The 12,390-nt window shown below is 40.2% G+C and carries 12 protein-coding genes (1 of these 12 only partly in view); 4 read left to right on the top strand and 8 right to left on the bottom strand.

The genetic code is table 11. From position 1 onward, the window contains the following. Window positions 1-109: 109 nt before the first annotated feature. Entirely contained in the window at window positions 110-829 is a 720-nt protein-coding gene (locus EJF26_RS08195) for a phage antirepressor KilAC domain-containing protein (RefSeq protein WP_001004038.1), read from the bottom strand. 12 nt (window positions 830-841) lie between these two features. Next, window positions 842-1,078: a DUF739 family protein gene (locus tag EJF26_RS08190; protein WP_004246378.1), complete on the bottom strand. Its 237-nt coding sequence runs from the start codon at window positions 1,076-1,078 to the stop codon at window positions 842-844. A 169-nt stretch (window positions 1,079-1,247) separates the two neighbouring features. Between EJF26_RS08190 and EJF26_RS08185 the strand changes: the two genes are divergently transcribed. From EJF26_RS08185 to EJF26_RS08170, 4 genes are all read left to right on the top strand, one after another. Beyond that, window positions 1,248-2,048 carry a S24 family peptidase gene (locus EJF26_RS08185; protein WP_001257898.1) on the top strand — a complete coding sequence of 267 codons (801 nt, stop codon included), beginning with the start codon at window positions 1,248-1,250 and terminating at the stop codon, window positions 2,046-2,048. Beyond that, window positions 2,032-2,976 (top strand): HIRAN domain-containing protein, encoded by a 945-nt coding sequence (locus EJF26_RS08180; protein WP_000275064.1) that lies wholly within the window; start codon window positions 2,032-2,034, stop codon window positions 2,974-2,976. Before EJF26_RS08185 ends, EJF26_RS08180 begins: the two co-directional genes overlap by 17 nt. A gap of 161 nt (window positions 2,977-3,137) precedes the next feature. Then, the gene (locus EJF26_RS08175) at window positions 3,138-4,283 is read left to right on the top strand and encodes a site-specific integrase (RefSeq protein ID WP_000592963.1); all 1,146 of its coding nucleotides are present in this window, start codon (window positions 3,138-3,140) and stop codon (window positions 4,281-4,283) included. A 106-nt stretch (window positions 4,284-4,389) separates the two neighbouring features. After that, window positions 4,390-5,247, top strand: coding sequence for a DUF975 family protein (locus EJF26_RS08170; protein WP_000876915.1), 858 nt, complete (start codon window positions 4,390-4,392; stop codon window positions 5,245-5,247). A gap of 141 nt (window positions 5,248-5,388) precedes the next feature. Here the strand turns inward: EJF26_RS08170 and EJF26_RS08165 are convergent, their stop codons facing one another. The 6 genes from EJF26_RS08165 to EJF26_RS08140 form a co-directional block, all read right to left on the bottom strand. Beyond that, window positions 5,389-6,255, bottom strand: coding sequence for a DUF2262 domain-containing protein (locus tag EJF26_RS08165; protein WP_260468657.1), 867 nt, complete (start codon window positions 6,253-6,255; stop codon window positions 5,389-5,391). 143 nt (window positions 6,256-6,398) lie between these two features. Next, entirely contained in the window at window positions 6,399-7,583 is a 1,185-nt protein-coding gene (locus EJF26_RS08160; RefSeq protein ID WP_000745994.1) for a LysM peptidoglycan-binding domain-containing protein, read from the bottom strand. Window positions 7,584-7,737: 154 nt separating this feature from the next. Then, a complete protein-coding gene (locus EJF26_RS08155) occupies window positions 7,738-8,358 on the bottom strand; it encodes an HAD family hydrolase (protein WP_001169118.1) in 621 nt (206 codons plus the stop codon). A 3-nt stretch (window positions 8,359-8,361) separates the two neighbouring features. Further along, a complete protein-coding gene (locus EJF26_RS08150; RefSeq protein ID WP_000473990.1) occupies window positions 8,362-9,642 on the bottom strand; it encodes an MATE family efflux transporter in 1,281 nt (426 codons plus the stop codon). Between the two features lie 60 nt (window positions 9,643-9,702). Beyond that, entirely contained in the window at window positions 9,703-11,187 is a 1,485-nt protein-coding gene (thrC, locus tag EJF26_RS08145) for a threonine synthase (protein ID WP_000177119.1), read from the bottom strand. A 75-nt stretch (window positions 11,188-11,262) separates the two neighbouring features. After that, window positions 11,263-12,390, bottom strand: partial view of a glutamate-cysteine ligase family protein gene (locus EJF26_RS08140; RefSeq protein ID WP_000091642.1) — the 3' portion only. The gene runs 150 nt beyond the window's last position; only the last 1,128 of its 1,278 coding nucleotides appear in the window; its start codon lies beyond the right edge, outside the window; it ends in the stop codon at window positions 11,263-11,265.

The following is a 12,390-nucleotide window of genomic DNA, read 5'->3' as shown; positions in this document are numbered from 1 at the left end:
GCTAGATTAATCACTTGAGATTCGAGTATACTAATTCTTGTTAGTAAGTCTATCGATTGCCCGATAGGCTTTTTTCTTTTCCCACTATACGGATATCGTTTTGGTCTCATCATACTGCCTCCTCATTCAAAAATTTGTTGATAAAATACTGCTGCCCCTTGCCAGTGACCTTGACGGTCTTGCTGACAGAGATATGACCGTCAGGATGTGTGATGGTTGACTCCTTGATTTCAAAGAGTTTCATTTCCATGCTTCGTTGTGTTGGCATGTTCCAGTCAGATCCTTTTCGCTTGATCAAGTAGCCATTTTCACGCAACCAGACAAAAAGACGATTGCCTCCGATTTTGTAGCCGTTTTGACTGATGAGCTTAGCAAGGTCTCCGACCAAGATAGATGTGTGACTTGCGCTGACTGCGTCCGCAAAGAGTACCTTCGGTTTATCAGCCTCAATCTGAGCTTCCAGCTTATGAACCTTCTTGTCTGCCATGAGTAAGGCTCTTGCCATGATTTTCTCAGGGCTATTGAAATCTTTCTCTACTTGGATGAAATACTGTCTGACTTGCTTGCCTCGCTCCGTTCGCTGGATCATAGCAATTTCTTTAGCCATGTCTAGCTTGATGAGGTGGTCAGTCGTGTTTTGACCTGTTGAAGAGGTGAGACATTTTTGGGTCACCTTTAAAAAGTCTTCGTTTTCATTAAAGCCGTATTCAGTCATACGACTAAACCACTTCTTATATTCTGTTTTAACTTCCAGAGCCTCGTGTAGTTGTCTACCTGATACTACTGGCTCATGATTATCATTTAGAGTTACGTTGATGAGTTCGTTCATAGCGTCTCCTTTCTATGCTATTTGTTCACAAACATGAACTTTAGGTGTAAAAAAATATTCATGTAATTGATTTACATTAATATCTAATAACTCTGAGGCTTTTGCCATCTCAAAATCTTTCCAAGGAACTCTATTATTCATCTTTAAAGAGATTGAGCGCTCTGAGAGCCCCATTGCTTGAGCAAAGTTGTATTGAGTGCCATACTTTTCAACAATCTTTCCTGCAAGTTTTGAATAATCGTTACTCATTAGCTTACTCCTTTCTTGTTCATTTTTCATGAACTTTCTTACAAAACATATTCTATCACGTTGAATGAACCTAGTCAAGTAAAAAATTCATTTTTTATGAACTTTCTATTGAATTTTTGTTCAAGATGGTTTATAATAGGCTTATAAACAGGAAAAAGGAGGAGGTTTCATGAGAAGCAGCAACCCATCTGAGCGACTAAAACAGCTCATGTCTGAAAGAAATTTAAAACAAGTTGAAATACTTGAAAAATCATTACCTTATCAAAAAGAATTAGGAATAAGAATGGGGAAAAGTACCCTTTCTCAGTATGTTAATGGCGTACAGTCTCCTGATCAACACAGAATTTACCTACTTTCTAAAACACTTGAAGTAAGCGAACCTTGGCTTATGGGCTATGATGTTGAGAAAAAACGTGTACCAGATAATGAACGTAACTCAACATCAAATGAACAACCTGAAATCTTACCTATCTACGATAAGTTAGAGAAACCTAGACAAGAAAAAGTTCTTAGCTATGCTAAAGACCAACTTGAGGAGCAAGAAAGCACTAATATTATTTCTATCTTTAACAAGTCTCAAGATGACGAGGACTACATTACTGATTATGTAGAGGGTTTGGTAGCTGCTGGTCATGGTACTTTCCAAGAAGACAATTTACACATGGAAGTAAGACTGAGAGCCAATGATGTCCCTAACGAATATGACACTATTGCTAAAGTGGCTGGTGACTCAATGGAGCCTCTGATAGAAGATAATGACCTGCTTTTTATCAAGGTCACTAGTCAGGTTGATATTAACTCAATAGGCATCTTTCAGGTGAATGGCAAGAACTTCGTCAAAAAGCTTAAAAGAGATTATGATGGATCCTGGTATCTTCAAAGTTTAAATAGTGGATACGAAGAAATCCATCTGACAGAGAATGACGACATTCGAACTATTGGGGAAGTTGTCAGTGTATATAGAAATTGAGAGAGAAAAGATTATGAAAATAGGAATGAGAACACCAAGTCTAAAAAAGAGCTTGAAAGCTAGAACTACCAGCAAATGGAAAAGACAAGCTAAAAAAGCTATTATTCCTGGATATGGTAAGAAAGGGATGGGGTGGGTTAAAAATCCAAAGAAAGCCATGTATAACAAGATCTATCATAAGACAACATTTGGACTTTCTGATTTTCTGAAACCATCTAAAAAGAGAAAGAAAAAAGTAGTCACAAAAAAACAACAATCTATTTTGTTATCTAACGGTAAAAAGCAACACACTCCCAAAGAATATAAAGAAGCTGGACTTGTCTTTATGGTTTTAGGTGCTATATTCCTATTTTTATTTCCACCTCTCGGCTTCTTCTTGTTTATTACTGGTTTTATAACTTACATTATTGGTCGTTTAACTGCAAAGCGAGAGAAAAAGAAGAAAGTTGAAAATTACAGTCCACAGATTGATACAATTGTTTTCCGAGATGATTTCTTGTTAATGGGAACAAATTATCATAAAGAAGAAGCTGAAGCTGCTGCTGATTTTCTTTCCAAGGGTGTCCATTATTTTGGAAAAGATAATAAATCTTTGAAATCTTATATGCTCGAAACATATAAACCTGTTTACAAATACAATAAATTGAAAACAGTAGACGTTCAACTATTACCAGAACCTTCAAATCCGCATGATAAAAATGCTATCAAAGTTTTAGTGAATAATATCTTTGTTGGATACTTACCAGCTGTGATCGCATCACAAATTTCATCTTACATAGCTAATCCAAATTACAGATACGATGCAATCCTAACTGGTAGAGGTGGTCCATATAAAACTCTAAATATTGAAACCGAGAGAGTTGTTACTCGTGAAAAAGAATTAACGTATTATCTAGATTTAACAATATGGCGCCTAGCTAAAAAATAAAAAAATCCCCACACTCGCCATCGCCAAACTTTGAGTGTGAGGATTCAACTTTCCATGTGACAAGCAATGGAAAAGATGATAAAAAAATACAACTATAGTTTATCATAAGTTCTACACCTTTTCAACTATGCGGGCAAGCAATCGAAAAGAAAGGACTTTTTATGATAAAAAAATACATTACAAAAAAAGGAGAGACTAGATATCTCTTTCAAACATACCTGGGCATAGACCCTGCAACTGGAAAAGAAAAACGCACAACACGTCGTGGTTTTAAAACCATTAAAGAGGCTAAGGCTGCCGAACGTGACCTTCTCTTAGATGTTGAAGAAAATGGTTTTTCAAACAATGAAGATTTCCAGAATCCTACTTTCGCTGAAGTCGCTGATTTATGGCTTGATAGCTATAAAAATACCGTCAAACCAACAACTTATCAGAATGTCAAGAAAAAGCTTGATATTATGATTGACTTGTATTTCACAGATATGAAGATTAAGCAGATCAGTGTCGCTTATTGTCAGAAGGTTGCTATAAAGTTAAGCAATCGCTATATCCTATATTCTAATTACTACTCTGTCATTAGCCGTATTTTCAAGTATGCCACTTCTCTTGACATCATTAAGTCAAATCCCTTAGACAAGATTATCAAGCCTAAAAATAAACCCTTAAAGGGCAAAGAAAACTACTATACAAAGCAGGAACTGACCGAATTCCTTAAAGTTTCCAAAGCAAATTTTAAGCCTGTAGACTACACTTTTTTCCACTTACTCGCTTTTTCTGGCTTGAGAACTGGAGAAGCTATCGGTCTCATGTGGTCAGATGTTGACTTTGAAAATAAACGGTTAAGCATTTCTCGCACGGCTGTCGTGATTGGCAAAAAACAAACTGTTCAGGATCCTAAAACCAAAAGGAGTAAGAGGGTTATCACCTTAGATGATGAAACTCTGAATGTTTTGAAATTCTGGAAACGACAGCAAATAAAAGAATATTTCCAGGCTGGTGTGCCTTACAAACATGATTCGAATTATATTTTTACGAATGACATAGGGGGATGGCTTTTAGCCGCAACTATGAAAGTGAAGCTTAGCAGATTCTTTTGTAAACACAAAGATCTTAAAAAAATTTCGCCTCACGGATTTAGGCATACACATGCTTCTCTTCTGTTTGAAGCTGGTATTACAGCCAAAATCATTTCAGATAGACTCGGTCACAATAATGTTCAAATCACCCTTGATATGTATACCCACATCAATGATAATCAACGTGTTGAAGTCGTTGACCAGTTCATGGATTTCATCCGCTCCAGCTAAAAGTAAAGTCGTATTCAATCTCGTATTCACTTTTGCTTAACACGCTAGAAGTCCACTGGTTTCAAAGGATTAGCAAGCTGTGTACTATTTATGGTATAATGAAAGAATGAAATACCCAAAAATTGATTTAAAAACCATTCGTCTGCAGACGAGGCAATTTCAGGCTGAAAATCCCCGCCTCTTTCTCGTCTATCTCTTACCTAGCATACTGGTCATCTTATCAGGCTTTCTCAACCCCTTGGCTCGTCTCCAAGAAAGTGTTTTAGAGCAATCCTTTTTCAGCATGCTGGCACAAGTGCTCCAAGCCTATCTCTTCCCGCTAGTGGTTTCTTTTATGAGCACGATTTTTCTAGCAGGTGCTGCCTTTGCGACACTCCGACTTCTCAAGGATCCTGATACGGAACTCTCCGTAAAATCAAGCCTGACCCTCTTTGCTGAAGAGCGCTTCTCGCAAACCTTCCTGACCCTGCTCCTCAAACGTTTCTACCTATTTTTATGGAGCATTCCAAACTTAGTAGGCATTTATTGCCTCTTTTATAGCAATCTCTTGGCTCGAAGATTTGTTGCCCTACATCCGGAATTTCCAAAATTAGACCTCTCATCAGTTGAAACCGAGCAATTCCTTATGACCTTTGGGCTCTACTTTTTCGTGAGCCTCATCTTGATGATCGTGGGCAATCTCCTCTACGTACCGCAACATTATGCTTACTCGCAGGTAGAATTCCTCCTCTGCGACACTCTGGATTTAGGACATGCTAAACCCCGTCAAATCCTGAAAACTAGCCGTTTCTTGATGAAGGGTTACAAATTCCAGCGCTTTGTCCTCGACCTACAACTATTCCCTTGGTACTTCCTCAACTGGATTACCTTTGGTATTGCTAGTTTTTCATTCTTACCCTATATCCAGAGCAGCCAAATCATTTTCTATCGAACTTTGCTCGCTCTCAAACGCCGAAAAGTATAAACTTTCTACTATTATCTCAAAAAAATCAGCACTTTCTAAAGAAGGTGCTGATTTCAGTTATTTTTAAAATATAATGGAGAAACTCCTGTAACAGGACTAAGTTGCTTATTCACAATAAAGAAATAATCACATGCTGTCCATTTACCCTACCAAGGTCACATTTTCTATATTTCCTTCAATATCTGCCCTGACTTCTACCGCATGCCCAGCAAAAATATCCTCTTTATCTCCATAATAAAGAGTCAAATCCCCCGCTTCGCTGATAGACAGTTCCCCCAGATACAAGGAATTATAAAAATAGTCCTCTGTTAATACTTCGGCATCTCCGTCTGAAGCTAGCCAGTCCTCTGCTGTTTCCCACATCTCTTTTACTATAACGTCTCGGATTTCAGAGTCTCTTCGGTCAATATCCCTGACAAATGTTTTCAAGTAGCCAAATGATTTTGGTGGTAAGCTGGCATCTTCATTTGCATCCAACATCACGCTAACCCTGCTTCCCGCAAGATCCATACTTCCCTCAAACCATGAATAAGCTCTATTTAAAGTGAATTCGCCTATAGAATCTTTGATGACGACTGGTTTAACATATTCTGCAATCAGAGCTTCTAATCTACTATCCGACTGCCCATCTTCAATGTATTCCAGCAGACGATAACAGTTATTCGCTACTGCTGCCATATAAGGTTCTAATTGCCTTTGTGGTCTTTTCTGACATTTGATGTGATGAATCTGATAGGGCTCGAAACTATAGCTATAGAGCAAGCCCTTTTCTTCATATTCCTCTGGACTCACCAACCACTCCAAACGTCCCTCTGTTTCCGAGAACTCCTTTGTCTCCACATTCACACTTGCTACAAAATGAACCGAAGGCAACTTCCATCCATTCTTTAAAACAGCCGCGCCTCCCACATTTTGTAAGGTAATAATCAAGAGTTCAACGACTTCACCACAAAATTCTTTTTCAAAGTCATCAATGATTTTCTCAAATGTTTTTTTCAAACTATTCATCATAGTGTTCTCACCTTCTACTAAAATAAAAATACTTGATTTTCAGCCAACTTCAGTTTGATTATAGCATAAATTTGAAAACATTTCGATTTAGAATAACAAAAAGAAGCCTCAACCATATGAGTTTTCAGCTTCTTTTGCTATTAGTTCATTGAAACGTGAACGTGGTCATAGTGGTTTTCGGTTACGCTACCACGGTCTGGCATTGGATTCCACGTGTAGGCCGGTCCATATTTACTATCGTATGGAGCGTAAAAACGTTGTTTCCAGATGATATAGTTGATACCACGGCTAGCCATATTTTGGACTGCATATTCTGCAATTTGATCTCCGAGTGCTGAACTCACTGGAACCATAAAATCGATGGCCAAACCTTTACCATGGTCCCCACTGTCACCAGGACGGTAGCCACTAAAGGATGTGATTCCAAACAAATTGGCAATTTCTTCTTTAAAGGCTGCAGTTTGTGGTTGTAGACCAGCATTCTCAGACTTGGCTACAGCAAGCCCTGCATAGTCAGGAGCCGCTGGAGCTGAATAAGTTCTTGAAGGAGTTTGGCTTTGCTCTGCTTGATAAGTCGAAGTTGCAGTGTCAGAAGTTGCTGTTGATGCTGCTGTTTCTTCTGTTGCACTTGTTTCCGTTGTATCAGCAGGTGTTTCAGTTGCTGGCGCAGCTGCTATTGGTGCTTCTGTTGGAGTTGTTGCTGCCGTTTCTTCGGTAGCTGGAGTCGCTGCTTGAGGAATTTCTTCTTCAACTGGACGAGTTGTTTCTGCTATTTCTTCTGCTACAGGTTCTTCTGTAGATGGTGTCTCTTCAGCAACTGTCGCTGTCTCAGAAACTTCTGAACTTGGCGCTACTTCTACTGGTTTTTCAGTCTCTGTTGCACTTGGTACTTCCTCAATTGGTTGAGAAAGGTCTTCCACTTGAACTGTTTGCTCATCGACTGTCACTTGGTTGGTCGTCAAATCAGCTGTCGCAGTCGTCACTTCTTCACTAGAATCTACTTGAGGAGTTTGGATTTCAACTTCTGTCACCTCTTCTGCCTCATTGACAGTTGTAGTGAGGACAGTATCTGGGAAAATCAAGTCCATATTAGTGATCTTGTTCAAATTAGCAAGAACTGTCACATCTACTCCCAAAGCTTCTGCAATCGTGCTCAGGGTATCACCATACTGTACTGTATAGCTTGTTTTGTTGTCCGTTTTAGTCAAATCGTTTTGGATTTGCTCAACGGTACGTGCTGTCCATGCAATTTCTTCCGCTTGAGTTGCCAATTCTGGCGCAAAAGACAAGGCTACTGTTGAGGCTAAAATAATTCTTTTCTTCATTCTTTCACATTCCTTTCAAATGAGTACCTGTCTATCATAACACAAAAAAAGCCCTCTCGGGCCTATTTAATAGAACTGTCTATTCCTTGTAACAAACTCGATTACTTGAAATAGTTTGTTAGGTTTCTGTCACAAAAATGACACAATTTTCTCGTCACTTATCCTCAAAAATATAAGGAATATTTGCTAGCGCTTGAATCTTCTGATTCCCTTCATAAGACGACTCTAGAAAGTTAATGCTTTGAATGCTGCTATTCTGGGCAAATTCCACATCCAAAATCCGATCCCCTATATAATAGGTATCCCTAGGATCCAACTTATACTTGTCTAGCAGATATGTCGCCGCTTCTGGATTAGGCTTGCGCGCAAAGCCACTCTGACTGGTTAGAATCTCTGTAAAATAACATTCCAAACCCAAGTCTCTTAGAATAGCGAAAGCATTGTCCCCCTTATGAGTATAGACAAACTGCTGAATTCCTGCTTGGTCTGCCCAAGCTAGCACTTCACGCGCACCTGGCATCAAAACTACCTGGGCATTCTTCTCAGACAAGCTCTGGGCACGTACCTGATTGAGCACTTCCGCATCCAGATTTCTCTCTTCTGCCACCTGTTCCAGCAAATCCTGCACCGAAAATTTGAGGATAAACTCTCTCACTTTCTCCTTATCATAGGGAATAGCAAACTGAGCAAATGTCTCCTCAATCCCTGATAAAATCGCTTCGTAAGAGTCCAATAAGGTTCCGTCTAAATCCCAAATAAAGGCTATTTTTTGCATTTCCTATCCTTTCAAGCTCATATAACGCTGGTAACGGTAACGTAGAAATAACCAGCGAAAACCGTTATCCAAAAGTGTCCCTGCCCAAATACCAGGCAAGCCCCAACCAAGAACAAGCCCCATAAGATAAGCTGTGCCAATTCGGATACACCACATCCCAATACTTGTCGCATAAAAGGGGAGGCGAGCATTCCCCAATCCCTGCCAAACTGCCGTATATATAACTGTCCCTATCGCCATTGGAGTTCCTAGTAGAGAGAACAGTGCCACCAAAACGCTAGCTTCAACCGCTACAGGATCGGTCGTATAGAGATGAGTCAGTGGTGTCCCTAAGGCATAGATACTGAGAGTTAAGGGCAACATGAGAAGCAGAGAAAGCCAAAAGGTTTGCTTGCTCAAATCATCTACTCTTTCCCAGTTATCCTCTCCAACTGCTCGAGCTACCTGCATGACCGTCGCCGTGGCGACGCCAAAGGCAGGCATATAGTTAAACTGGGTCAAGACTTCTCCGACTGCATTCCCCGCTACTGCCTCCGTCCCAAAAGAAACAACCAAGGCAATGATCACTACATCTCCAGCTCGCATCATGAGACGTTCTCCTGCCGCTGGCAAAGCCAAGGTCAATAGTTCTTTATCTAAAGCAAAAGTCGGTTTCTCAAAAGGCAGCTTTAATTGCGACCACAAAATCACAAGACCGACTAAGCGAGACAAGATAGTCCCCCAAGCAACACCCGCTATGCCCATATCAAGGACAAAAATAGCTAGACTTGAAAAAAGAATATTCAAGGCATTGGATAACAGACTCACATAGAGGGGTAGACGCGGATTATGCGTTGCACGAATCAAGGCACCTAGACTCGTCATCAAGCCCAAGAGAACAATCAATCCACCCACCAAAGATAGGTAGAGCCCACCACTCTCAGCCACAGCCTGTTCAGTTCCCAAAAGTCCTATCATCTCTTGCCCAGCAAAGATGGATAAGGCGCCTAAAAATCCACTCAGCAATAGGGTTATCTTGAGAGCCTCTGTCACGTGATAAGCCAACTTGGACTGATCTTTCTGCCCCAAACTTTTTGAAATAACGCTGGAAATAGCAGCTCCCAGAGCGATAAAAATCGCCTGGTAAATCGTGATAATATTGCCAGCAACTGAAACACCTGAAATAGCTATCAGTCCCAAGTGAGCGACCAAGTAACTGTCCACCATGCCCATAAGCATCTGCAAAAAGTTTTCACCCATAGCTGGCAATGCAATATTAAGAATGTCTTTATTTTTCTTAAACAATCCTTCCTCCTGATGAAAAGAAACTCAGTTGATTTCCCAACCGAGTTTACTCCCCCTGTCTTAAAGTCCTAGATAAGCCTCCACCGCTGCTTGCATGTCAGCAGCTGCCACTGTTGTTTTATGACGAACTGGAGCTGTTTCAAGGCCATCAACCGCTGGTGGCACTGCCACTCCTGAGATTTCATGCAATTGAGCCAAGGCTTCAAAGTCTGTCAAGCCTGCTTTTCCTGTTACCGCTTCTACGGCAACCACTGGGAACTTGTATGGACTAGCTGTTGAAGCAATCACTGTCTTAGTCGCATCGCCAGTAGCCACTTGGTATTTTCTATAAACAGCTGAGGCAACCGCCGTATGTGGATCCTCGATATAGGCATCTGTTTGATAAACACGTTTAATTTCTGCCGCAGTTTCTTCCTCAGTCGCATATTCAGCTGCAAAGAGTTCCAGAATCGCTGCATCAAAGTCTGTCAATTCATATTGTCCTTGTGTATTCAAGGTGTTCATGAGTTCAGCTGTCTTAACCGCATCATTCCCCAAAAGATGGAAAATCAAACGCTCCAAGTTTGAAGATACCAAGATATCCATAGATGGACTAGTTGTTACTTTAAACTCACGTTTCTTGTCGTAAACACGAGTTTTAAAGAAGTCAGTTAAAACATTATTGTCATTTGAAGCACAGATCAATTTGCCAACTGGCAGACCAATTTGCTTAGCATAAAAGGCAGCCAAGATATTTCCAAAGTTTCCTGTTGGTACTGTGAAGTTGACCTTTTCTCCAGCCACAATATCACCAGACTTGACCAACTGAGCGTAGGCATAAACATAATAAACAATCTGTGGTACCAAACGACCAATGTTCATAGAGTTAGCTGATGAAAATTGCAATTTGTCGGCAGCCAATTTTTCACGAAGAGCCACATCGTTAAACATATGTTTGACGTTAGTTTGCGCATCGTCAAAGTTCCCATCAATGGCGATAACATGAGTATTGTCGCCAGTCTGAGTAGTCATTTGCAACTCTTGCACCTTGCTGACACCATCTTTTGGATAAAAGACGATGATCTCTGTACCAGGTACATCTGCAAATCCTGCCATAGCAGCTTTCCCAGTATCACCAGATGTCGCTGTCAAAATGACGATTTTGTTCTCCAAGCCATGTTTCTTAGCAGCTGTTGTCATAAAGTATGGCAAGATAGACAAGGCCATATCCTTGAAGGCAATGGTTGAACCATGGAAGAGTTCCAAGTTGTATTGCCCATCCAGTTTCACCAATGGCGCAATAGCTGGAGTATCAAACTTACTATCATAGGCATTGTTGATACAGTAGTCCAACTCCTCCGCAGTAAAGTCATCTAAAAAGGCTGACAAAACTAATTTAGCCACTTCTTGGTAAGAAGCATCTTTCAATTTTTCAAAGTCCAAATCCACCTTTGGATAAGTAAGCGGTGTAAATAAACCACCATCCGTCGCCAAACCTTGCAAAATTGCTTTGCTGGCAGTTACTGTATTGTTGGCATCACGCGTTGATTGATAAACTAATGTCATTACTCTCTATCCTTTATCTATAGTCTCTTTCATTATATCATGATTTTTCAGAAAATTCTCGCTTTATAAGAGAAATTATAGTCCCAATTCTTCTTTCAAAGGCTGTAAGTAGGTCATTTCATGCTTGCCTCTCTTCTCCAGTCCTTGCTCAGCTAGAAGGAGTAAGCCTTTAGAAAATTCTCGAATCGCAGCTTCCTCCTCATCTGTGAGTTGTTTTTTAGAAAATTGTCGCCTTAAAAACTTATAATTACGCCCAAATACTTTAAAGAAAGGTGCTGCTTCTAAGTAAGATTCCAGTTTGTCTAAATTAACCAACAATCCCAAGTGAAAGGCTGCAGAAGCAAAAGTCCTATCAAGCGGCTGAGTACAAACACTGCGAAACTCAACCGTTCCTCGAGTCGTTAAGTCTTGGTACTGGTAACTACGATGAGTTTGGAAATCCTCCTCCTGAGGATGAATCAATACCTCATCCCCATTAAGGGTGAATGCTTGGATTTCAGGTGTAGTCAAATAATCTTTTGCTCGAATTGGATAAAAATAATAGGTTTCACCATCCCGTTCCGCAGTAAAAATCGCAGAGTGATCCAGATAATCAAAAAAATCATTCTCATCTTTGAAGAGTCTGGCATTAACACCTACATTTTCAGGATAAATCCCATGCATAGACTCTTCCCAAAAAATATCCCTAGAAATCTTGGTATTCCAATCTTCCCCTGAAAACTCTGAATTGGCAAACAAATAAGCTTTGGCTGCTTCAATCTGAGTAAAAGCGTTAATGACCCGCAGAAAGTTAGACTTTGAAACATCCAGTTGAACTTGGCTCCCACAGATAAAAGCACCATATTGCAGGTAATCGTGCAAATCCGTTCTTGGAACGGTTCTGCTCAACTTCAAATAGTTCATCAACATCTGATAGCGTGCAGAAGCAACTGGTTGATTCTCATTCTTCTCCCAGTAGGGATGGATTCCAGAACCAACTATGGCATGATTTGTTTCACCCAACTTTTTCTGAATCAGATCCATGTAGTCTCTAAAACGCTCCTCAACCTCTTGAATGGATTTAGCCCTACCAAAAGCAAACTCAACGGTCGTATAAGCAACTTCAAATAAGATTGTATCCTGACTGACCGGATCTAGTAACTGAATTGGATTTCCAAAATCATCAACTTTCTCAACTGTAAACTTCAGAACAGAAGATAAATA

The organism is Streptococcus oralis subsp. dentisani (assembly GCF_007475365.1).
GTDB classification, from domain to species: domain Bacteria; phylum Bacillota; class Bacilli; order Lactobacillales; family Streptococcaceae; genus Streptococcus; species Streptococcus mitis_AX.
Note: the sequence above shows the minus strand (reverse complement) of the source record. Positions and strands in the feature narration are given on the sequence as shown.